Source organism: Sulfurospirillum multivorans DSM 12446, from assembly GCF_000568815.1.
In the GTDB taxonomy this organism is placed as follows: domain Bacteria; phylum Campylobacterota; class Campylobacteria; order Campylobacterales; family Sulfurospirillaceae; genus Sulfurospirillum; species Sulfurospirillum multivorans.
The window spans coordinates 807658-829997 of sequence record NZ_CP007201.1 but is presented as its reverse complement, the minus strand read 5'-3'; the positions used below and the strand labels follow the sequence as shown (position 1 = coordinate 829997).

The following is a 22340-nucleotide window of genomic DNA, read 5'->3' as shown; positions in this document are numbered from 1 at the left end:
CCATATCTCTTACTTCCTTCTTCGATTATTTATAAGCATCATTGACCGAAACAAATTCGATCACGCGATATTTTCCTTTGAGGTTTTCACGCACTGCATTGACATTTTTATCAGGCAGTTCTAAAATCATCTCAAAATAGTCTGCATGTCCCTCATCTTCGGCTTTTCCAAGCTCTATGGTCACCAAATTGATCTGCATTTTAGCCAAATAAGCTAAAAATGAGGCTAAAGAACCTTTTTTGTTCTCTAAACTTACAATGAGTTTGTAACGTTCAGGCGCTTCTCGCGTCCATTTTACAAAGACCATTGGTTCGCTCTCTTCCATCAAGCTCGCAGCACGTTCACACAGTTTATGATGCACAAAAACATCATTGCCTTTTTTAAATCCAACGATGTCATCGCCTCGTTTAGGATGACAACAGTAGTCAAAATAGACATTGGCAATGTGATGATTGGAATAAATCACAATGTTTTCAAACTTCTGCTTTTTAATGTGATAACGATCTTTTTTAAGCAGTGGAAACAGTAAGGTATCTTGCATGGCATACAGTTTTAGAGTGTTGGACACATCTTGTAAATAGATCGAATCTGTTGCGATTTTAAAGATCTTTTTCATGGCGTGTTCTTGTTCAACCCACGCTTCTACTTTATTTTCCGCCACGCCAAATGCGTGAGAGAGAATCTTAATCGCCACTTTATGGTTAATCTCTTTAATCTTTTGGCGGCAATTCGCTTGAATCGTACTCTTTGCTTTTCCTGTTTTGACGCTATTGACCCAACTGCATCGGTATTTGGGCTCTTTGGAGGTGACGATGCGAACAATGTCGCCATTTTTAAGCTCGCTTAAAAGCGGTACTTTTTGTTTATTCACATAGGCTTCATCTGCGTATGTCCCTACTTCGGTATGCACTTCATAGGCAAAGTCTAAAACGGTGGCACCTCGTGGCAATGTAAAAATGTCACCTTTAGGCGAGAAGACGGCAATATCTTCGCTGTAGAGATTGTCTTTGGCAATCGCATAAAAATCTTCAATATTTTCAATATCTTCATTTTGGTTGTTCAGATCATTGAGCCAATCGAGTTTTGGATTGAGTCCACCTGATTTGTACTTCCAGTGCGCGGCTACGCCATACTCTGCCGTTTTATTCATATCATAGGTTCTTATTTGCGACTCAACAATGGACTTATCATCAAAGACGGTTGTATGAATCGTCTGATACCCATTCTCTTTTGGAATCGCAATATAATCTTTAAAGCGAGAAATCAGAGGTTTAAAATGCTGATGCACAATGCCAAGTGCACGGTAACAATCAATCGGTGTACGCACAATAATCCGAATCGCTAAAAGATCCAAAACCTCTTCAATCGTTACACCTTTGCGTTGCATTTTAAGGTAAATGGAGTAGTAATGCTTAATACGTTTTTGAATCGTAAAATCACTCTCGATAAATCCCTCTTGAAGCATATGGTTTTTAATTTTAGAGATAAAATGATTGAGGCGCAGTTGAAGTTGTTGCCCATGCTCTTTGATATAACCATCGATCTTGTTATATTCATTGGGCATGACATAGTAAAAGCTGAAATCTTCCAAAAGATTTTTAATCGAAGAGATACCCAAGCGGTGCGCGATAGGGGCATAAACCACCAAAGTCTCTTCGGCAATACGACGCTGTTTGACAGGATCAAGTGCTGAGAGAGTCAGCATATTGTGCAATCTATCACACAATTTGACAACCAAAACGCGTACATCGCGAATGGATGCAATGAGCATCTTGCGAAACGTCAGGGCTGAAGCGACCAATTTGTCGTTGGAAGACGAAGGGATGAGTTCAATATCGCGAATCTCAACAATCTTCGTCAAACCATCCACCAAATGCCCGACTTCTTCGCCAAACATCGCTTTGATATCTTCAGTTGAACAGGAGGTATCTTCGACGACATCATGCAATAAGCCAGCAACGATCATCGATTCATCACCCCCTAAGTAGGCAACAAAAACGCATACTAAAATAGGGTGAATGACATACTCTTCACCGCTTTTACGATACTGCCCTTGATGTTTGGCTATCGTAAAAGCAACGGCTTTTTCAACATTAGCAGTTGGTTTGACATATTTGTATAAGAGTTCAACCGCTTTATCAGAGCGTTTACACTCTTTAACAATTTCGACTAACTCTTCCAAAACAGGCTACTATAAGTCCGTAATTGATTCTAATCTAATTTTGCCTTCGGCAATTTCAAGAAGGGCAATGTCTGTAAACTTTTGTTTGTTTTTATCTGCTTTAATGAGTGGTTCTGCACCATTTGAAAGCTGCTCAGCTCTTTTAGAAACCATCATCACCAATCTATAACGATCTTGTCCTACAAGAGATAGTGCTCTTGCGGTAATTTCTTCTGTTCTTTCCATTTTATTTTCCTTATTTAATTCTAACGATTGAGCAACTCTCTAAGTTACCCTCAATAATTTTCTGTAAATTCCCTTTGGCAAACATATTGCAGATAACGATAGGAAGATTATTGTCTTTTGCAAGCGCAATAGAGGTATCGTCCATGACTTTAATATTGTCATCCATCGCTCTATCGTACGTAAGCTCTGCTAGTTTGGTGGCATCTGGGAATTTTTTAGGATCTTTGTCATAAACACCATCAACCTTGGTTGCTTTAATAATCATATCTGCGCCAATTTCAATCGCTCGCAGTGTTGCAGCCGTATCGGTTGTAAAGAAAGGATTGCCAGTACCTGCGGCAAAAATAACAATACGCCCTTTTTCAAAGTGACGTTGCGCACGTCTTACGATAAACGTTTCGCAAATTGCTTCCATTTTGATGGCACTTTGAACGCGTACTTCCATTCCAACGTGTTCAAGCGCTTCTTGCATTGCAATGCTATTAATCACGGTTGATAGCATTCCCATATAATCTCCGCTGGTACGTTTGATAATACCATCTTTGGCGGCACTCACTCCTCGAATGATATTTCCACCACCGATGACGATACCCACTTCAATGTTATGAATCACCAATGATTTGATCTCATCGGCGATAAATTTTAAAATAGAAGTGTCAATACCAAACCCATTATCACCAGCAAGTGCTTCACCAGAGAATTTAACTAAAACCCTTTTTCTCTTCTCCATATTGTATAAACCTTTCTGCATCTAGGCATAGAAAACTTCTTTATTCTATCCTAAAAGACCTAAAAAGTTACTTTGCAATCAGCTCAAGTGGGTCAATATGAAAGTTCTTCTGCGTCACTTCAAAGGTAAGATCGTTATCCACACGACCAATCACATACCCTTTTTTAATCTTTTGCCCTACTTGAATCGTAGGAGCAATTTTAGAAAGATGGGCATAAATCGTATGAATCTCATCGCTATTTTCAATAATAACCACTTTTTCCATGGAAGCAGTATCTTTAGCATAAATGACTTTACCGTTGAGGACACTTTTGACGGTTGCATCCGGTGTTGAAGAGGCTAACACAACGGATTCATTGAAAATTTTGATCTTATAAACAGGATCAACATAATCGCCAAATTTGCGCTTAACACTGTAACTATCCAACGGTGCGATGGTACGCTCTCCCACATATTTTTTAACCGTGCTATTTTGATATGAAGAGCCAATTTGACGGATAGTGTTATCACTTCCACCCACGGTTGTAGGCGATTTGTCTCGTTTGGCAGCATTTTTTTCAGCTAAACGTTTGCTCTCTTCTTGCACTTTAATGATTTTGAGTTGCTCCAGCGTTGCGCGAATTTCATCGCGCTCTTTGGCAATGTCATCCAATTGTTTTTTGTAACTCATTTTTTTAGAATTGAGCGTCAAGATGGAGCTTTCACGCTTTTTTTCTAATGCAACTAACTCATCTTTTTTACTTTTAGCACTTTGAATTTCTGTATGAATCGTCTTAATTTCATGGCTTTGAGAGGAGATTTGATCGTTGATTTGCTTATAATCGGAGGAGAGTTTACCAAACTCTTTACGCATAATCGTATCCATCTTTTGAAGCACTTCATCGACTAAAATACCATCTTCATTGTCCAAATAATCACTATCGGAAACCAGATAAAAGGAGAAATCTTCTGCAATAATTTTGATGATTTTCTGCTCTAAATCTTTCTTTTGTGAAGAGAGCAGTTGGGTATCTTTGGTGAGTTTTTCAAGGTATTCTGATTTACGAGCCACAGTCTCTTGCGATTCATCAATCGTGTTGCTTAACGTTTCAATTTTGTCTTTAATCTTTTCAATCTCTTTTTCACCCTCAACAATGTCGTTTGCTATATCTTGAAGTTTTCCATGAATCTGCTTTTCTGCTTGAAGTTTTTCTTGGAGTGTTTTGGCTTTTTCATTAATTTTTTGTGCCGTATTGGGAGCGGCAATGACCATTAACGGCAGTAAAACTGCCACACCCAAACACCATGCTCTCATACACGACCAATCTTACGTGCCACAATCGTCACGGCAAAGAGTGAAAAGAGAATAGATGCACCTATCAGTGTGCCCCCTTCCGCCAAGAGATCAAAAGGAGGAATAACAATATCAAGCTCAGCGGCAAACGTTTGAACAACACCCATCTTAGGAGCGATGGTGTAAAGGGCACATACCAAAATGGAGCTAAAAAGCGAATCGACCAGTGTCATACGGTACAACATCGCACTTTTCATAAAAAAGGAGGCTCCAAAAAGCGTCATAATGGACATACGTCGATGATGCTCATACGTCCAAATTCGTATCTGTTTAAAAATCAGTAAAATCGCCACAAATGCGACAAAGAAAGCAAAAATATAGACCATCGTTTGCAAAAGCTGTAACATTTTAAACATTTTTTCATGCGTCTTTGCAAAGGTTTCAATGCGCGAAATGGAGGTAATGCTCAAGAGTTTTTGTTTGATGGCTTCGACTCTTTTTTTATTGGGAATGGATTCAAGTTTGAGGGAATAAAACTTAGGCAATGCCACTTGCAAAAGGGCCAAATTTTTAGAAGACATATCATTTTTAAGACGATCCAAGATCTTCTTACTGCTGATTTCCGATAAACTCTCAATCTCAGGAATCTGTTTTTTAAGCTCTTCTTCTTTAAGCTCCGTTGAGGAGACAACGACAATAGCGTAGTCATTGACAACTTTGGTCGCGTAGTCATTGACAATGCTCTTAATCAGATTCGTAAATTGAAACGAAAAGAGCAAGACAAAAACAGAGATCATAATGGAAAAATGGCTGCTAACTGACCTCATGCAATACGCCACCTTCTAAGAAATAGTGTTTGTAATCAATGCCAAGTGTTGAGGGAATATTGTGCGTTACCACCAGTACGGTCGTGCCCAGATGCTCTTTAGCACCTTTAAGCAGATTCCAGATCACTTCGCTGGAATAGCTGTCTAGATTGCCTGTGGGCTCATCGGCTAAAATCAGCACTGGATTGTGGGCAAGTGCGCGTGCCATTGCTACGCGTTGTTGTTCCCCACCGCTGAGTTCATACGGATATTTATTGATTTTATGCAGCAGTTTGACGTGTTTTAAAAGCTTATGCGCCTGTTTGCTACAGACGTTTTTTGAAAATCCACCGATGATGAGAGGCAACATCACGTTTTGCTCCACCGTCCACTCATCGATCAGTTTATAGTCTTGAAAAACCACGCCCAAATAGCGTCTTAAGAGGTTAAGTTTGGAACTGCTAATATTGTTAAAATCGATACCACAGACATTCAGATTGCCGTGATTGGGGGAAAGTTCACCATACAAAGACTTGATAATCGTCGATTTACCACTGCCACTTTTACCCGTAATAAAAACAAACTCTTGCGCTTTAATCTGCATGCTTGCATCGGTAATAATGGGTTCATCTCTATCGTAGCTAATATTTAAGCCACTGGCTTTAATCACATATTCCATGAAACCACTCTTTAATTAAGGTATGGGCAGAAAAATTACTTTTCGTTGCCAAAATTGTCTCAGGAAGATACGAAACTTTTCCCTCTTGGATCTGTATAAAACAGCGTTCATTACGTTCATTGGCACCAAAAGAGAGGCGAATGAGTCCACTTTTTTCATCGATTTCAAACAGCTCTTCAAAGTGGACAAAAAAGCCCTCACCTCGCAGAAGTTCGTCTTTAAAAGCATCCCTAATTTTAGCAAAATCAACCCCATCATCAAAGTGCAATCTGCCCAGTTTTGGGATCGGTGCGGCCTCAATTTCATTGGTTAAGATCACATCGTAGATATCTTTTTCCATTTTGCGCCAACGATCTTCGTACTTACTGGTTATCTCTAACTCGGCATTTTTCTTTACATGTACATCCGCTTTGCTCAGTTGCATCATCTGCGAAAAGGTAAACTCAAAATAGAGCGGACTATCGGTTCTAAGCTCCAACGTTGCGTTTACATGTAAAACACGCAGCGCCTCTTCAATAAACGCGGCCGAGAAGACACGACGGTGTGGTTTTTTATCCCAAGGTACGGGGAAATGCACAAAAATGCGCCCCACCACATTGGAAGGTAAAAACTCCATAAACAGCCTCGCATCGTAATCAATCACGAGAATATTGTCAATATTTTGAAGCTCACACTGCTTTAACACTTGCTCGATGGAAGGCTTGTGAATCTCCAGTCCAATAAATTGGATATGAGGGTTTTTCTTCGCTTGATGCAACAGATGGCGTCCGCTTCCAAAGCCAACTTCGACCCAAATTTCGCGCTTCGCATCAAAGTGGTTTGCAAAAAATTCAATCTCTTTGAGGTAAGGCGAATGCTTTACATGTAAGAACTTTTTAGGCTCAATGTTGGAGAAAATCTCCTCAGCTTCACTTGCATCACGAAAATCAATCAACACTTTTTGTAAAAAAGAGGCTTGAGTTGGACGGGTGACTTTATCGCCCTTGACCAACAAAACTCCATCTTCTTTTTGCTGAATTCGAATGAGTACCTGCTCCCCTTGCGTCGAGGCCATCACCAATGTATTGCCCCTTTTTGAGCGGGCTTCATACGTAAATGTGGTCTCTTTATAGGTGCAAGGATACTGTAAAGGTTTTAGTGTCTTGGTATGAAAATTTGGCATAAAAAGCTTTTATTCCTTTGGAATCTTGATAACGACGCTATCCGAAGGATCCGAAGCGATGCCGTATTTATCAATTGCAATAATTTTGTATTTGTATTCAACGCCTGGTCGTGTATCTTGGTCGATAAAATTGCTTTCAAAAATACCGGTAAAACTCTGTTTTTGTGTTTTGCCAGAGAGTTCAAACTCTTTGGTGATGGTGTATTTAATCGCATTATCATCCCCACCCCATGTGATGTAAATGGAGCCGCTATCATGCTTTACCGAACGAACAACAGGAGATTTGAGTGCGGAGAGTGTCATACCCGTAACAGTGCCTTCTTGCTTGGATTCAAGCCCATCAACATCCACGGCGACAACGCGGTAATAATAGGTCTTGCCATTTTCGCTGATCAAATCTTCAAACTCGGTATTGACCGTTTTGCCATAAAAACTGTAAAACAAGCTCGATGTTGGTGAACGATAGACTTTATAATAGGCAAAATCACTCGTTGTTGATGGACTCCATGTCAACATAATTTTCTTAGGCAAATTAGACGTTGCTTGAACCCCTGTAATGGCCTTAGGAAGTGCTTTTGAATGCGCTTCAACGGTGTCGCTTGGCTTGGAGAGAACGCCATCATTGGTTTTGACTTTAACACGATAGCGGTAAACATAGTTATCTTTAATGTCTTGATCGATGTATTCGGCATTTAACCTGCCTTTGACTTTACCCACTTCATCCCATGATGTCGATTTGTATTCGTTACGCTCGATAATGTAGTACTCTACATTTTCCATTCCATGCGGTCGCCAAATAATTTTGATACGCGCAGGAAGATCTGAAATCGCGGTAATAAACGAAACAGGCTCAACAGAACCTTGGGTTGGAGCTTTTGCAACAGGCGCCAATGTCGTCACATTTGCCATCATACTAAGACCTGATTCATGTTTATCGGGTGAATACGTGCTCATCTGATAAGTGTAACTGGTATTGGGATTTAACTCGGTGTCAACATAGTGTGAGATATACCTGTCTTTAATCGTGGCAATTTTTTTCATGCTGTTGCCACTTTGGCGGTACAGGTAGTATCCTTCGATTTGTGCACTGTAAATAGGTGTCCACTCAAAACCAACGTCAGTGGAACCTGGAAGGGTTCGAATACTCTCTACACGAGGTAAAGAAGCGTCAACAATTGGCTCTTTTGGTGTTTCAAGCGTCTTTTCGCAACCAGTGATCATTAAGCTTAAAACCATTAACGATGCTATCCAAAGTAATTTTTTCATTGACCTCGTCCTTACTGAAATGATGTGTTAAATAGGCATCAAAATCATCCCATAAGGGAGCATGTATTTGCAACAATTGCCCTGTTTTTGGATGCTTTAGATACAAAATATAAGCATGTAACATAACTCTGGGTATTGTACCATTTTGGCTCTTAAAGCCGTATAAACTATCGCCCAAGATGTGGCGGCAGAGCGCTTGGAGGTGCACTCTGATCTGATGGGTTCGCCCCGTAAACAGCTTTGCTGCAATCAGCTCTTTTTTGCTATCACGCGATAATAAGAGTTTTGTAAACGCACTTTTTGCCATTCGGCCATCCCGTTTTGCGACATCCATTTTAAGACGATTGTTCACACTGCGTCCAATGGGCAGCTCTACCACGATGTCATCTTTAAGGGGTAGATCAATGATCGCAAGATAGTACCTACCCATGCTTTTATCTTCCAGCTGAGACGAAAGGCTTAAATGGGCTTCATTGTTTTTTGCAATCACGAGCGCGCCACTGGTCTCTTTATCGATGCGATGCACGATGCCATGGCGCTCTTCTCCGCTGATTGTTGAGAGATTGATGCCCTTACATTGGAGCCAATCGACCAGTGTCGCCTCTTTGACGCTGGGTGCACCATGCACAGTTAAAAAAGGCGGTTTATTGACCACCAAAAGATCGTCATCTTCATACAAGATTGGCACATCAAAATCAACCTCATAACTGCTTGGGCTTTGCGGTGCCTCTACAAATTCGTAATGCACAACATTGCCTTCTACCAGCTTCAAACTGCACTTTGTACACAGCTTTCCATCCACCGTGACACCGACGTTTTTAATCAGTTTTTCGACCTGATTGCGTGGTAATTCCAGCGCTTCGCTCATGGCGGCATCGAGCCTTTTTGACTCTTTACATGTAAACTCCATCCAGCCTACTTTCCTCTATTTTTTGATATACTTTCCAAAACTTTTCCAAAGGGATCTAGTGTTTCAAATTGATAGGCGCATCTTAACACATTTTGATTTTTTAATTCCTATACTCGTCCTTCCTATCATTATTCTCTCTTATTATCTTATCGCTGAAGCCAGTAGTATGCTTGCCAATAAACAGATCGTTTATTACGCGGTTGGTTGTTTTGCATTTTTCCTATTTTTTATTATTCCCATCAAAAAAATCGAATGGGTCATCCCTTTTTTTTACTGGGTCACCATCCTTTTACTGATCAGTGTTGATTTTTTTGGTATTGCAAAACTGGGGGCAAGGAGATGGCTTGAGATTCCTTTTGTCCATTTCACCATTCAACCCTCAGAAATTTTCAAACCCGCTTTTATTCTTATGCTTGCTTATCTCATTAAACACAATCCTCCCGATGCGAAAGGATATGGCTGGAAATCGTTTTTTAAACTCAGCTTTTACATCGTTTTACCGTTTATTCTTGTGGCGAAAGAGCCTGATTTGGGTACAGCGATGATTTTACTGCTTCTGGGGTATGGAACGCTTTTTGTCATCGGCGTTCATAAAAAGATCTGGATTACCTTGGCTATTCTCATAGGTATCAGCAGTCCACTGCTCTACAATGGTTTGCACGATTATCAAAAACAGCGTATTGCAGACTTTGTCTCTGAAAAACCCAGTTACCACGTGAAGCAATCCATCATCGCCATAGGATCTGGCGGACTGACAGGAAAAGAGCGCAGTGAAGCAACCCAAACCCACTACAAATTTTTACCGATTGCCACCAGCGATTTTATCTTTGCGTATACCGTTGAACGACTTGGTTTTTGGGGCGCCCTTGGGCTGATTTTATGCTATGCCTTTTTAGTCACCCATCTTCTCAGCCTCAATTTTATTCTCAAAGAAGATTACTTTGCCAGAGTTATCACCAGTGGCATCTCTCTGCTCATTTTCTTTTACATGAGCATCAACATTGCTATGACCATAGGGCTTGCTCCCGTTGTGGGCGTTCCCCTTCCTTTTTACAGTTATGGCGGCAGTAGTTTCATCACTTTTTTCGCTCTTTTTGGCATTTTGGAAAACCTTTTAGCCTTCCGATTTGACCCGACCTATCGTTCCATTAAATATTCGCTCTAACGCCCTATTTAACGCCTTACCTAACGTTCTTTTTTCATCTATTTTTTATATTCTTTTAACAATTAAAAAGATACAATTTCACTCTTTAAAATGGGTCCTTAGCTCAGTTGGTTAGAGCACCCCGCTCATAACGGGGTGGTCGAGTGTTCGAGCCACTCAGGACCCACCATATGCTTCTTACGTGTGAATTTGTTTAATTTGATACACAAAGGTAAATGTTATGAAAAAAGCGCTTCTTTTTCTAGCACTCGTTTCCCATCTCACGCTTAATGCTGGGTTTTTAGATGATCTTATTGGTAAAGACAGAGCTTTTTTAGAAGCCAATGGTTTTAAATGCACAGAATTCTCCTGTGTGACCAAGGATCAGAATTATTTCAATATTAAACTTCTTGATAATGCCATTGAATACGTCGAAGTCTATAGCACCGATAAAGATGAAGTGTACCGCGTTGCATTCTACCTCTACCAAAATGATAAACTCAAAAACAAAGAGATGGATGAAGCTTTTTTTAAAGCCCTTCAAAAAGTCAATGAAAAATCAAAACTTGCGTATGATCTTTCCAAGACCAGTGATAAATTTGGCAATGAAGCCCTCATCACCATCACCGACACTAAAAAAGCGAACGCTTATGTCAATACGCTTCGCGATACCTACATTGAAAGTATGAAACAATACAACGAATCAGATAGCCGAAAGTAATTTTGGCTACTTTGCTGGGACTTGTTTGACGCTTAAATTACCTCTTTTAGCTCCCTCTTGTTTTTTACAAGAATGTGATACAATACCTCTTTATACGTTCATTGAAAATACTTTATGAGAGATAAAACCCTATGCAAGTGATTATAGCAGGCGCCGGGAAAGTTGGCTACAATATTGCCAAACACCTGATGCACAACAATAGCGTGACGATCATCGATCAAAATGAATATGCCATCCAAAACATTCACGAAAACCTCGACGTTTTAGGAATTTGCGGCAATATTGAAAACCCTCATACCTACCTTGGTATTAACCCACACATCGATCTTTTTATCGCGGTAACCGATTCGGATGAAGTGAATCTTCTCTCCTCTTTAATTATCGATAACATCGCAACGGTGAAACGCAAGATTATTCGTCTTAAAAACAATTTCTTCGCCAGCGACCAAGTCAAAACAAAGCTCAACATTAACGATACCATTGTTCCCTCCTTTGAAGCAGCGCAACCCTTTAAATACCTTGTTGATTTTTCACATGCGCACAATGCCAAAGCGCTTGCGTTCACCAAAGCACTTCTCGTTTCCATTCGCCTTAAAGATGACTTTACGCCGCGTATGATCTCGACCTTTATTGGTGAGCTCAATGGTGAACTTGCCGTTGCTGGTATGGAGCGCCATAAGCAGTTTTTTGTTCCTAAGCCTGTGGAGACAATGCTTCCGAATGATCTGGTTTATCTCTTTGCCTTCCCCAGTGCCATTCTCTCCCTTCGTTCACTCGCGTGCGAGAACAACGAGCTTTCCACTCCCATTAAAAATTGTGTTATTTTTGGAGCAGATTCGCTCGGTATTGAGATTGCCAAGGTACTGCTTAAAAAAGGGATTGATGTTCAGATTATGGATAAAAACATTGAGCTGTGTCGTAAAGCCAATATTGAACTTAAAAACAAAGCGACCGTGCTTAAAACAACCTATGATGCCGATCACATTGTCAATAAAACCCGTTTTGATACCGACATGTTTATTGCCGCAACAAAAAATGATGAGTATAACATCACCAAGTGTATTGAAGCCAAGCAAAAAGGGATCAAAAAGATCATTGGTATCAATAATGACATCGCTTACTCCTCTTTGATGCGTAACCTTAATATCGAAGTGGTGAGAGGTGAGAAGATTAACGCCTACTACTCCATTTTAGAGCGCATTCACTCCAACAACATTTTAACCCAAAAGAAATTTTGTGGTGGCGAAGGCTCCGTGATTATGCGCAAAATTGATGCCACGTCCTCGTTGATTGGCGAGAAGCTGCACCTGCCTGATAAAGTGGATGACAAAGGGCATTTTATTATTTTGCGTGGTAATGATATTTACGAATATCGCCTTATCCCAACCTTTGAATGCGATGATGTCATTGTCGCGTTTACCAAAGAGTCCGATTTTGAAGTTGTCGCCAAATGGCTTCAGCAAAATGTCTAATGTAAAAGAGCGCCATGAGTATTAAAAGCATTTTAAAATTTGTCTCTGCTGTTGGACTGGTTGTCTTTTTTCTTTTCCTCATTCCCCCCATTGTAGGTTTTTTTTACAACGAAGATGTTTTTATCTACGCTGTAGCGATGTTTGCTCTGTTTATCATTAACCTTTCCACTTTTTTGATTCTTAAAAATGATGAGATGACGCTTGGCATTAAAGAGAGCATTGTCTCAGTTAATTTCATTTGGATTCTTCTAGGAATTGGTGGTGCCATCCCTATGGTACTTTACACCAATATCGATCCTGCAGGTGCTTTTTTTGAAGCGATTAGCGGTTTTACAACAACAGGGGCAAGTGCTTATACCGATGTTGAGATCTTACCCAAAGCCATTTTATTTCACCGAAGTTTGATGCATTGGATTGGGGGTATTGGTATCATCGTTTTAGGGGTTGGACTTTTACCACTGATCAATCCTAGCGGGTCACTGAGCCTTTTTAAAGCCGAATCGACGGGCATTTCGATGGATAAAATCACACCTAAGATCAAAGATACTGCTAACCGTATTTGGGCGGTGTATATCCTCTTTACACTGGCAGATTTTGCGCTTTTGATGCTCTTTGGTATGAACTGGTTTGATGCCATTAACCACGCTTTCTCAACGATCTCTACGGGTGGTTTTTCCACCAAAAACAGCTCATTATCTGGTTTTAGCGATGGCGTTATCTGGACAACGATTTTTTTCATGCTTGTCTCAGGCATCAACTTTTTAGCCCATATTCGCTTCTTTAATGGCGATAAATGGGCATTTAATACCGAAGAGAACCAGTGGTATATTGGACTTATTTTCTTTTTATCGTTTATGATGGCGCTTGAACACACGCTAACATCGCAAAACTCTTTTTATAACTCATTGATACACTCCTTTTTTACCGTCACGTCACTGGCTTCGACCACGGGTTTTGCTTCGCTGGATTATGAAAAATGGGGTCAATGTACGATGATGATCGCCATCATCGCCATGATTATGAGTGCGAATGCGGGCTCAACGGCAGGTGGTATTAAAATGATTCGCTACGTGCTCTTTTTTAAAAATATCGCGCTCGAGATCAAACGAACCATTCAGCCCGATGTCATCACCTCGATTTTTGTCGATGGAAAGCAGATTAAAAGCTCCATCATCAACTCGGTTTTTGGCTTTTTTGCACTCTTCATCCTCACCGCTTTTATGGTAACGATGTACCTCTTTGCCAGAGGGTTTGACTTTTTAACCGCCTTTAGTACGTCCATCGCCATGATCGGCAATATCGGTCCTGGGCTGAATCTTACGGGGCCTTCGCAAAACTACGCCTTCTTTACATGGTACGATAAACTTGTACTTTCTGCGGCGATGATTATCGGAAGATTAGAGTGTTATACCGTTTTTATGATGCTCGGTCGTAATTTTTGGAAGAAGTTTTAACCTCTTCCTTCGCTTTACATGTAAAAGGATTTACGCTATTTTTTGAGTGCACCTACGGCGTGTTTGATCGCTTTTAAAAGCGTGTCGATCTCTTTTCTCGTATGCGTGTAATGGATAGAAATACGCAGCCAACCTGGCTTTTCATCAAAATCTTGACCATCGGCTAGTTTTAAAAGATCGTGTCCGTAAGGCCCTGCGCAACTGCATCCCGCTCTGGTTTGAATTCCAAAATGATCCGAAAGGTATTGCGAAATATCATACGGATTGATCCCCTCAAAATTAAGAGAGAAAATGGGAAGCTTTTCTTGCGAATATTTGCAGTAAAGCTTGACCCCTTCGATACAACGAACACGTGAACCAAAATAAAATTTCAACTCATCTTCCACAGCTTGGATCTTCTCCAAACCAATTTCGTTGCGAAGGTTGTACGCCAATGAGGCTTTGATAAACTGCAAAATAGCAGGCGTTCCAGCATCTTCAATCAGTTCCATGTCACTTAAAAACGTGTGCGAAACCCGTGACACATACCCAACGGTTCCACCCCCTGCAAAGGTGGGTGTGGCTTCGGTGCATAACGCTTTTTTCATCACTAAAAGCCCGCACGATCCCACCCCGCCCAAGAGCTTATGCGGTGAGAGAAAAAGTGCGTCGTAGTAGTTACAATCAATGTTAATGTAAGGTGAAGCCGCCGCCGCGTCAAGGCACAAGATGCCGTTGTAGCGCTTGATGAGAGTATAAATATTTTTGTAATCGCTCACGATGCCTGTAACATTGGAGGCAACGGAAAACGAAGCGATGATCTCACGCTCTTTATGAAGCTCAAGCTGGGTCTGTAAAAACGCCATATCGATCTTTTCCTCTTCATCCAAAGGCACACGAATCACTTCACACAACCCTTCTCGAAAACTGAGCTCATTGGAGTGGTGCTCGTAAGGGCCTACAAAAACAACGGGAAGCGTTTGGGGTTTACATGTAAAGCGTTTTAAGGTGCGAGGCGGAATGTAAATCCCCATCAGTTCTTGAAATTTTTTAATCGCCCCTGTGGCACCTGAGCCACACGGAAAAAGATAAAAACGCTCATCCACCGCTAAAGCATGTTTCAAATCACAACGTGCTTTAGCGTAATACGCACTCGTTTGAATCGCACTTGACGCCACTTCAGAGTGGGTATTAGCATAGGTTTTAAGAAGGATTTGCATCTGTTTTTCAATCGGCTTATAGCCCTGACCGGACGCCGTGTAGTCGAAATAGAGAAGATTTTTATCTTTAATGATGTTTTTGCGTATGGCTTGCACTACTTTATCCAAAACTTTTTGGGTATTATACCCTTTATAAACAGCTTATGCGATGAGGGGAATCAAAAATGATTGATGAAAATTTGCTCAACAGCCTCAGCGCTAAAGAAAAAGAGCTCTTTAAACAAGGGCTTGAAGATCTGATCAACCAAACGTATGTCATTGAAGATGAGTACAAAAAGCTTAATGAATCCTACACCACCTTGCAAGATTTTATTCGCCAGATCATCGAAGTACAGCCCAATGCGCTTTGGGTTTTTGACAGTGATGGTGCTATCTTTTTGCAAAACAGCGAAGCGAAAAAAATGGGCGCGATCTTAGAAGGGTTGGTGCTTGAAGAGGAGAGTGAGATCGATTTTGAAGGGCGCTCTTACCTCATTAAAGGTGTCACCAAAAGCGATAAAAAGATCATTACCGCCACAGACATCACCGAGGGAAAACGCCAAGAGCGCTTGGTTTCCATGGGACAAGTCGCCGCACACCTCTCTCATGAAATCCGCAACCCCATAGGTTCGGTTTCACTGCTCGCTTCCACGCTGCTTAAAAAAGTCGATCCGAGTGTAAAGCCCCTTGTGACCGAGATCAAAAAAGCGATTTGGCGGGTGGAGCGCATTATCAAAGCGACCCTACTTTTTACTAAAAATGTTCAGATCAACCCCAGCTATTTTTACCTGGATCGCTTGATTAAAGAGTGTGAACAAGCCATCTCGCACTACTCGTACACCAAAGAAGTTACCTTTCAGTTTGACCTACCCCACGTCGAGATCAAAGCCGATTTTGAGCTTCTCAATTTGGTCATTCAAAACTTCATTTTTAATGCCATCGATGCGATTGAAGAGTGTGAAAAAGAGAGTGGCTTAGTCAGCATCGCGTATGTGGAAGATGAGGCGTTTATTCTTTTACATGTAAAGGATGATGGCAAGCCTATTGAAAATAAAAACATTCTTTTCGAACCCTTCAAAACGACCAAAACGAAGGGAAATGGGCTTGGACTGGCTCTTTCTTTGCAGATTATTCAAGCGCATGGTGGTAAAATCAATTTACTTGAAGATCCTAAAGGTTTTGAAATTAAAATAGGACGCTAAATGTTTAAAGAGAGTTTGCTCCTTTTTGCAACGGATTTTAAAAACTCTTCCAAAGATTTAATGCCCATTATTGCCGTGGTGATCTTTTTTCAGATCGCATTTATTAAAACCGTGCCTGAGAATTTGGTGCCTACTTCGCTTGGACTTCTCATCGTTGCATTGGGATTGGCGCTGTTTATTCGCGGGCTTGAAATTGGCATCTTCCCCATCGGTGAAGCGTTAGCGCACGATTTTGCGCACAAAGACTCTCTTTTTTGGCTATTATGCTTCTCCTTTTTGATAGGTTTTTCAACAACGATTGCCGAACCCGCCCTCATTGCCATTGCCACTAAAGCAGCACTGATCAGCGAAGGCAAAATTGACGCTTTTTACCTGCGCATCACTGTAGCCCTCTCCGTTGGTTGCGCAATCGCGTTAGGAGCCCTTCGCATTTTGTGGGGTCATCCGATTCATTATTATATTATCGGTGGCTACATTTTGGTGGTTGGTGTCACCTTCTTTGCCCCCAAAGAGATCATCGGCTTAGCGTATGATAGCGGTGGCGTTACAACCTCTACGGTGACGGTTCCGCTCGTAGCCGCGCTGGGCATTGGGCTCTCTTCGTGTATCAAAGGACGCAATCCACTTATCGATGGCTTTGGTTTGATTGCCTTTGCCTCGTTAACGCCGATGATTTTCGTGCAAGTTTTTGGTCTGGTGGTCTATAATTTTACCGATACCCACGTGGTCACTGCCATTGCAACGGCAAGCAAAGAGGCACTCGCACTTCCAGAACATACACTCTCTTTCTCCCAAATCCTGCTCGATCTCTTAGGGGTCATGCAAGATGTTCTACCCATTATTCTAGTCATTGCTTTTTTTCAATACGTCATCATTAAAAAACCCATTGCCCATCTTCCAAAGATTCTTACGGGCATAGTGTTGGTTATCTTGGGATTAGATGCATTTATTGTGGGGCTTGAGATCGGGCTGTTTCCGATTGGTGAGACGATTGCGTATCAACTGACGACCATGAAAAGTACGTGGGTCATTTATCTTTTTGGTTTTATGATCGGCTTTGCAACGACGATGGAAGAACCTGCACTCATCGCCATTGCTATGAAAGCCTCGGAGGTGAGCAATGGCAATATCAACCAAACGATGCTTCGCATCTTTGTAGCCATTGGCGTTGCGATTGGAATTGCGCTTGGCTGTTTTCGCCTTGTCAATGGTGCCTCCTTGCACTATTTTATTATTATAGGCTATAGTATTGTCATCGTTATGACCTATTTTGCCCCCAAATACATTGTCCCCATTGCTTACGATAGCGGAGGTGTGACCACATCCACCGTGACGGTTCCACTCGTGGCGGCATTAGGCTTAGGCTTGGCACAAAATATCGAAGGAAGAGACCCACTCATTGATGGCTTTGGGCTGATTGCCTTTGCCTCACTTTTTCCGATGATCACCGTTATGGGATACGGGATCATCACACAGCGTATGATTCAAAGGAGAGAAAAATGAACTTTACCGTATTAACCGTTATTGTGCCAAATGCCGAAGAGGAGATGGCGATAGAGACTGCCAAGAAGGCAGGTGCAGGAGGTGTGACCATTTTAAATGGCAAAACCATAGGATTGAAAGAGAAAAAGATCTTTTTTGGACTCACTTTGGAAGAGAATGTCTCTGTGTTGCTCTTCATCCTTCCACAACGTCTCTCCATGAACGTCTTTAAGGCACTGCGCAAAGCTTTAAATCTGCTCAATCAAAACGAAGCGTCCAAAGGGCTCATCTTTACCTTTCCCCTCACCCATATCTCGGGAATGGAAGCAGAAGAGGTGGAGCTTTTTGAAAAAGAGATATTAGATGCACTCTAAGGAGAAAATATGTTAGTTTCAGAAGTAATGATCAAAGATAATCTGGTGATTGTCTCACCCATGGCACCTGTGCGCGATGCCCTTATGATGATGCGCAACACCAAAGTCAAATCGCTTATCGTCGATAAAATTCGTCCAAGCGATGCGTATGGGTTGCTCACCTATAAAAATATTTTGTACTCGATTGTCTCAAGTGATGGGGATATTGATCTTTTAAGGGTTTATGACATCTGCTCCAAGCCTGCGATTCAGGTCTCCAAACAGCTTGATTTAAAGTACGCATCGCAGTTGATGGTCAAAAACAATGTTAAACGGCTTTTAGTCGTGGATAACAACGAATTAGAGGGGATCTTGACGATGACTGACATCTTAACTCTCTTTTTGGGAACGATCGAAGAAGAGGCGTAGAGGTGGTGGTTTAAGCAACCACCTTCACAAACTCCATTCCTGCTAGTTTCTCATCGATGCTGTCATCCACACCAAAACCTGTTTCGATGAGCACATCTTGCAGTTTGGAGGTAATGACCAGATGCAAAGGCCTGCGCCCTACACTCTCGCGTACGATTTGGTATAAAAATTCCAGCTTGCTGGTATCATCGCTCAGATCAATCAAAAGCACCTTAGGATCAAGCGGTACTTCAATGACTTTGGTCTCGATTTTCTCTTTTTTAGCATCACTGAGTTCCATGATTTTCATGACGCGCATTTTGGTATTTTGCCCATCGTTACTCACATCGACTTTAAAGCAGAGCGGTTTTTCAATGTCCATTCGGGAGAGTGCTTCGAGTTGTTTTTCAAACACCGTGAGCTCCATCGAGCCGTGAAAATCCATCAGCGAGATAATGCCAAATTTATTCCCTTTTTTGCTGATTTTCTCCGTAATACCTTCCACTTTGCCGATAAACAGCGCTTTACTGCCATCTTCGATCTGATCTTTTTCACTGGAAAGCGTATAACTCATCTCATCGATTTCGGCTCTAAACGCATCAAGTGGATGTCCTGAAATGTAAAAACCAATGGTCTCTTTTTCCAATTCTAGCATGCGTTTGTTATCAAATTCAGGGATGTTTTCGATGCTTACATGTACGGTTGTCATCTCTTCGGCGTCGCCAAATAAGGAGTATTCTGCCATCTTTTTCGCGCGACTGCACTCGGCACTCGCTTCAATGATGCTATCAATCCCCTCTAAAAGAGCGCGTCTGGAGTAACCAAAGTCATCAAAACTGCCCGATTTGATGAAGGATTCTAACACTTTTTTATTGACCTTGGAGCTGTCAATTCGGGAGATAAAATCGCTCATATCGGCAAACGGAGCGTCAGCTCTCGCTTCTAAAATCTTACTGATCGCCGCATTACCAACCCCTTTGATCGCGCCCATACCAAAGAGAATCGCCTCTTGCCCATCCGCATCGGTAATGGCGCTAAATTCAATCAAACTGTGCTGAATCGATGGAGGTAAAAGTTTGAGTCCAAGACGCTTGACCTCATCAATGTACTTAACGATTTTATCGGTGTTGTCTTGCTCTGATGTAAGAAGTGCTGCCATAAACTCTTGCGGATAGTAGCATTTCAGATACGCCGTTTCAAACGTAACCATCGCGTACGCCGCGGAGTGTGATTTGTTAAAACCGTATCCCGCAAACTTCTCGATCAATCCAAAAAGCTCAATCGCATGGGCGCGATCTAAGCCTTGATCGACGGCACCTTGCGCGAACTCTTCGGCTTTTTGTTTCATATAGTCGATCTTTTTCTTACCCATCGCACGACGGATCAAGTCCGCTTCGCCAAGGCTAAAACCGCCAATGGACTGAACGATCTGCATAACCTGTTCTTGGTAAACGATAACGCCGTAAGTAGGCTCCAAAATCGGTCGAAGGGGCTCTGTAAATTCATCAAAAAAGTAACTGATCTCTTTTCTGCCATTTTTACGGTCGATAAAGTCATCCAACATTCCTGATTCCATCGGACCTGGACGGTAAAGCGCCAATACCGCAATGAGGTCTTCAAAGTTGGTCGGTTTAAGGCGTTCATTGAGTGACTGCATACCGCTCGATTCGATCTGAAACAATCCGACCGTATCGCCGCTTTGAATCAGTTCATACACTTTCGGATCGTTCATATCAATCGTCGTAAAATCAATCTCTTTTTGGTAGCGAAGTTTAATGAGTTTCAGCGCATTATCAATGACAGTCAGGGTCTTCAGACCCAAGAAGTCGAACTTGATTAAGTCGACATCTTCAAGGTAATTGAGTGAATACTGTGTGACGAGATGATCTTCACCAGAGGGCTGGTAAAGCGGTGTTTTATGCCACAACTCTTCATCGCTGATAACGACACCCGCGGCGTGCATACCAGAGTTTCGATTCAATCCTTCAAGGGCAAGTGCGAATTTCCACACACGTTGCATTTTAGGGCTACTCTCGATGAGTTCACGAAGCTTCGGCTCTTTTTGGTACGCGCCACCTTTGTAGCCCTCTTCACCCTCCACGCCAATGCCGTTAAGTGTAATGCCCAGTTCATCAGGGATCAGTTTTGCCATCGCATCGGCTTCTGCGTAAGGAATGGCAAGAACTCGCGCCACGTCACGAATGACTCCCTTGGCTAAGAGTTTACCAAAGGTGATGACTTGCGCCACGTTGAAACGACCGTATTTTTCGACGACATAGTCGATAATTTCGCCACGGCGACTTTGGCAAAAGTCAATATCGATATCGGGCATACTAATACGTTCAGGATTCAAAAATCGCTCGAAGAGCAGGTTATAGGGCATCGGGTCAATGTCGGTGATAAAAAGCGAAAAGGCAACCAAGCTTCCCGCGGCTGAACCTCGTCCAGGGCCTACTGGCACGCCACGCTCTTTGGCTTCACGGATAAAATCCCAAACGATGAGCATATAACCCGGGAACTTCATATCGCAGATGATTTTGATCTCGCGCTCAAGTCTGGCTTTGTACTCTTCGTGTTTGCTCTGGTCTACATGTAAAAGACGTTTTTCGAGTCCCTCGCGACTTTTATAGGCAAAAAATTCATCATCGCTTTCAAAATTAAGCCCTTCTCTAGCGGCATACTCTTTGGTAAATTTAAATTTTGGAGGGGTTGGATCGCCCAGTTTAATCTCTAAATTGCACTTATCAACAATCTCTTGCGTGTTGGAGATCGCTTCAGGAATGTCGGCAAACAAGTCGCTCATTTGTGCGGGTGATTTGACGTAAAACTCATGTACGGAGTGGCGCAGACGGTTAGGATCATCAAACTCTTTGTTCATCGCGATGCACATAAACGCCTCGTGCGCTTCGGCATTATCTTGCTCTAGGTAGTGGGTGTCGTTGGTGGCGATAAGTTTGATGCCCGTCTCTTGAGAGATACGCAAAATATCATCATCGATGAAGTGCTGATCAGGAATGCCATGACGCATCACTTCTAAGTAAAAGTCCTCGCCAAAAATTGCTTTGTACTCAAGGGCTATTTCTTTAGCGCGTTCATACCCTTTCGCGCCAAATTGGACGTTGCGTTTGTTGTTGAGATTCAGATGCCAGTTGACTTCGCCTTGCAGACACGCACCTGAACAGACCAACCCCTCCGAATGCTCTTTTAAAATCTGTTTGTTAATGCGCGGATAGTAGTAAAAGCCTTTGATATAACTCATCGAAGAGAGGTACATTAAATTTTTATAGCCGACCTCATTTTTAGCATACAAGCAGAGGTGAAAACGCTGCTTGGTGGTTTTATCACCGATGTCATCTTGGTTGTGAATGTACGCTTCCATGCCAATGATAGGCTTAATGCCCTCTTTGCGCATCGTTTTGTAAAAATCAATCGCGCCAAACATGTTTCCATGATCTGTAATCGCAACCGAAGTGACGCCTTGGGATTTGAGTTTTTTGGCTAGCTTGCCTATTTTATTGGCGCCATCCAAAAGGGAGTATTCGGTGTGTAAATGTAAATGGGTGTAAGGTGTGTCGCTCATCGTTTCTCATCAATAATTTAGTTTTTTCATTAAGAGATTATTGTAGCGAATGAGGACTTAAGAGGGTGTAAGAGTTGCCTTAAAAGCTTTACATGTAAGCTTACATGTAAAGC

Annotated in this window: 19 protein-coding genes and 1 tRNA gene; 9 read left to right on the top strand and 11 right to left on the bottom strand. The window is 41.9% G+C overall.

From position 1 onward, the window contains the following. Positions 1–25: 25 nt before the first annotated feature. The 9 genes from SMUL_RS04235 to SMUL_RS04195 all read right to left on the bottom strand — a co-directional run bounded on the left by SMUL_RS04235 (position 26) and on the right by SMUL_RS04195 (position 9233). The gene (locus tag SMUL_RS04235) at positions 26–2182 is read right to left on the bottom strand and encodes a RelA/SpoT family protein (RefSeq protein WP_025344021.1); all 2157 of its coding nucleotides are present in this window, start codon (positions 2180–2182) and stop codon (positions 26–28) included. 9 nt (positions 2183–2191) lie between these two features. Next, complete coding sequence (locus SMUL_RS04230; protein WP_025344020.1) at positions 2192–2407, bottom strand: DNA-directed RNA polymerase subunit omega; 216 nt, start codon at positions 2405–2407, stop codon at positions 2192–2194. A gap of 10 nt (positions 2408–2417) precedes the next feature. Continuing rightward, complete coding sequence (gene pyrH, locus SMUL_RS04225) at positions 2418–3137, bottom strand: UMP kinase (RefSeq protein WP_025344019.1); 720 nt, start codon at positions 3135–3137, stop codon at positions 2418–2420. A 67-nt stretch (positions 3138–3204) separates the two neighbouring features. Beyond that, positions 3205–4431: a murein hydrolase activator EnvC family protein gene (locus SMUL_RS04220; RefSeq protein ID WP_025344018.1), complete on the bottom strand. Its 1227-nt coding sequence runs from the start codon at positions 4429–4431 to the stop codon at positions 3205–3207. Further along, positions 4428–5237 carry a cell division protein FtsX gene (locus SMUL_RS04215; protein ID WP_025344017.1) on the bottom strand — a complete coding sequence of 270 codons (810 nt, stop codon included), beginning with the start codon at positions 5235–5237 and terminating at the stop codon, positions 4428–4430. Before SMUL_RS04215 ends, SMUL_RS04220 begins: the two co-directional genes overlap by 4 nt. Next, complete coding sequence (locus SMUL_RS04210; RefSeq protein WP_025344016.1) at positions 5224–5895, bottom strand: cell division ATP-binding protein FtsE; 672 nt, start codon at positions 5893–5895, stop codon at positions 5224–5226. The genes SMUL_RS04215 and SMUL_RS04210 overlap by 14 nt, the downstream gene beginning before the upstream one ends. Beyond that, the gene (gene trmB / locus SMUL_RS04205) at positions 5879–7057 is read right to left on the bottom strand and encodes a tRNA (guanosine(46)-N7)-methyltransferase TrmB (protein WP_025344015.1); all 1179 of its coding nucleotides are present in this window, start codon (positions 7055–7057) and stop codon (positions 5879–5881) included. Before trmB ends, SMUL_RS04210 begins: the two co-directional genes overlap by 17 nt. Positions 7058–7066: 9 nt before the next feature. Then, positions 7067–8323 carry a fibronectin type III domain-containing protein gene (locus SMUL_RS04200; protein WP_223809766.1) on the bottom strand — a complete coding sequence of 419 codons (1257 nt, stop codon included), beginning with the start codon at positions 8321–8323 and terminating at the stop codon, positions 7067–7069. Then, positions 8250–9233, bottom strand: a complete 984-nt coding sequence (locus SMUL_RS04195) for an RluA family pseudouridine synthase (protein ID WP_025344013.1) — start codon at positions 9231–9233, stop codon at positions 8250–8252. Before SMUL_RS04195 ends, SMUL_RS04200 begins: the two co-directional genes overlap by 74 nt. Before the next feature lie 58 nt (positions 9234–9291). Between SMUL_RS04195 and SMUL_RS04190 the strand changes: the two genes are divergently transcribed. From SMUL_RS04190 to SMUL_RS04170, 5 genes are all read left to right on the top strand, one after another. Then, the gene (locus SMUL_RS04190; protein ID WP_025344012.1) at positions 9292–10398 is read left to right on the top strand and encodes an FtsW/RodA/SpoVE family cell cycle protein; all 1107 of its coding nucleotides are present in this window, start codon (positions 9292–9294) and stop codon (positions 10396–10398) included. Between the two features lie 92 nt (positions 10399–10490). After that, positions 10491–10567: transfer RNA gene (locus tag SMUL_RS04185), tRNA-Ile, on the top strand. Positions 10568–10618: 51 nt separating this feature from the next. Continuing rightward, the gene (locus tag SMUL_RS04180) at positions 10619–11098 is read left to right on the top strand and encodes a hypothetical protein (RefSeq protein ID WP_025344011.1); all 480 of its coding nucleotides are present in this window, start codon (positions 10619–10621) and stop codon (positions 11096–11098) included. A gap of 131 nt (positions 11099–11229) precedes the next feature. Next, entirely contained in the window at positions 11230–12570 is a 1341-nt protein-coding gene (locus tag SMUL_RS04175; protein WP_025344010.1) for an NAD-binding protein, read from the top strand. Between the two features lie 14 nt (positions 12571–12584). Then, complete coding sequence (locus SMUL_RS04170) at positions 12585–14024, top strand: TrkH family potassium uptake protein (RefSeq protein WP_025344009.1); 1440 nt, start codon at positions 12585–12587, stop codon at positions 14022–14024. Between the two features lie 35 nt (positions 14025–14059). On the opposite strand, the gene SMUL_RS04165 is transcribed toward SMUL_RS04170, so the two are convergent. After that, a complete protein-coding gene (locus SMUL_RS04165; RefSeq protein WP_025344008.1) occupies positions 14060–15319 on the bottom strand; it encodes an aminotransferase class V-fold PLP-dependent enzyme in 1260 nt (419 codons plus the stop codon). Positions 15320–15387: 68 nt separating this feature from the next. Between SMUL_RS04165 and SMUL_RS04160 the strand changes: the two genes are divergently transcribed. From SMUL_RS04160 to SMUL_RS04145, 4 genes are read left to right on the top strand one after another with little or no spacing between them, the layout of a single operon-like run. After that, complete coding sequence (locus SMUL_RS04160; RefSeq protein WP_025344007.1) at positions 15388–16404, top strand: sensor histidine kinase; 1017 nt, start codon at positions 15388–15390, stop codon at positions 16402–16404. Further along, positions 16405–17907: a DUF1538 domain-containing protein gene (locus SMUL_RS04155; RefSeq protein ID WP_025344006.1), complete on the top strand. Its 1503-nt coding sequence runs from the start codon at positions 16405–16407 to the stop codon at positions 17905–17907. It abuts the gene before it with no gap. Next, a complete protein-coding gene (locus SMUL_RS04150; protein ID WP_025344005.1) occupies positions 17904–18260 on the top strand; it encodes a hypothetical protein in 357 nt (118 codons plus the stop codon). Before SMUL_RS04155 ends, SMUL_RS04150 begins: the two co-directional genes overlap by 4 nt. A 9-nt stretch (positions 18261–18269) precedes the next feature. Then, positions 18270–18668, top strand: a complete 399-nt coding sequence (locus SMUL_RS04145; protein WP_025344004.1) for a CBS domain-containing protein — start codon at positions 18270–18272, stop codon at positions 18666–18668. A gap of 10 nt (positions 18669–18678) precedes the next feature. Here the strand turns inward: SMUL_RS04145 and dnaE are convergent, their stop codons facing one another. Continuing rightward, positions 18679–22227, bottom strand: coding sequence for a DNA polymerase III subunit alpha (gene dnaE / locus SMUL_RS04140; protein ID WP_025344003.1), 3549 nt, complete (start codon positions 22225–22227; stop codon positions 18679–18681). Positions 22228–22340: the final 113 nt, after the last annotated feature.

What these genes read in the sequence shown, in the direction of transcription:
- SMUL_RS04230 (WP_025344020.1), bottom strand. Translation starts at nt 2,407, where the DNA reads ATGGAAAGAACAGAAGAAATTACCGCAAGAGCACTATCTCTTGTAGGA.
- pyrH (WP_025344019.1), bottom strand. Translation starts at nt 3,137, where the DNA reads ATGGAGAAGAGAAAAAGGGTTTTAGTTAAATTCTCTGGTGAAGCACTT.
- SMUL_RS04220 (WP_025344018.1), bottom strand. Translation starts at nt 4,431, where the DNA reads ATGAGAGCATGGTGTTTGGGTGTGGCAGTTTTACTGCCGTTAATGGTC.
- SMUL_RS04215 (WP_025344017.1), bottom strand. Translation starts at nt 5,237, where the DNA reads ATGAGGTCAGTTAGCAGCCATTTTTCCATTATGATCTCTGTTTTTGTC.
- SMUL_RS04210 (WP_025344016.1), bottom strand. Translation starts at nt 5,895, where the DNA reads ATGGAATATGTGATTAAAGCCAGTGGCTTAAATATTAGCTACGATAGA.
- trmB (WP_025344015.1), bottom strand. Translation starts at nt 7,057, where the DNA reads ATGCCAAATTTTCATACCAAGACACTAAAACCTTTACAGTATCCTTGC.
- SMUL_RS04200 (WP_223809766.1), bottom strand. Translation starts at nt 8,323, where the DNA reads ATGAAAAAATTACTTTGGATAGCATCGTTAATGGTTTTAAGCTTAATG.
- SMUL_RS04195 (WP_025344013.1), bottom strand. Translation starts at nt 9,233, where the DNA reads ATGGAGTTTACATGTAAAGAGTCAAAAAGGCTCGATGCCGCCATGAGC.
- SMUL_RS04180 (WP_025344011.1), top strand. Translation starts at nt 10,619, where the DNA reads ATGAAAAAAGCGCTTCTTTTTCTAGCACTCGTTTCCCATCTCACGCTT.
- SMUL_RS04175 (WP_025344010.1), top strand. Translation starts at nt 11,230, where the DNA reads ATGCAAGTGATTATAGCAGGCGCCGGGAAAGTTGGCTACAATATTGCC.
- SMUL_RS04170 (WP_025344009.1), top strand. Translation starts at nt 12,585, where the DNA reads ATGAGTATTAAAAGCATTTTAAAATTTGTCTCTGCTGTTGGACTGGTT.
- SMUL_RS04160 (WP_025344007.1), top strand. Translation starts at nt 15,388, where the DNA reads ATGATTGATGAAAATTTGCTCAACAGCCTCAGCGCTAAAGAAAAAGAG.
- SMUL_RS04155 (WP_025344006.1), top strand. Translation starts at nt 16,405, where the DNA reads ATGTTTAAAGAGAGTTTGCTCCTTTTTGCAACGGATTTTAAAAACTCT.
- SMUL_RS04150 (WP_025344005.1), top strand. Translation starts at nt 17,904, where the DNA reads ATGAACTTTACCGTATTAACCGTTATTGTGCCAAATGCCGAAGAGGAG.
- SMUL_RS04145 (WP_025344004.1), top strand. Translation starts at nt 18,270, where the DNA reads ATGTTAGTTTCAGAAGTAATGATCAAAGATAATCTGGTGATTGTCTCA.
- dnaE (WP_025344003.1), bottom strand. Translation starts at nt 22,227, where the DNA reads ATGAGCGACACACCTTACACCCATTTACATTTACACACCGAATACTCC.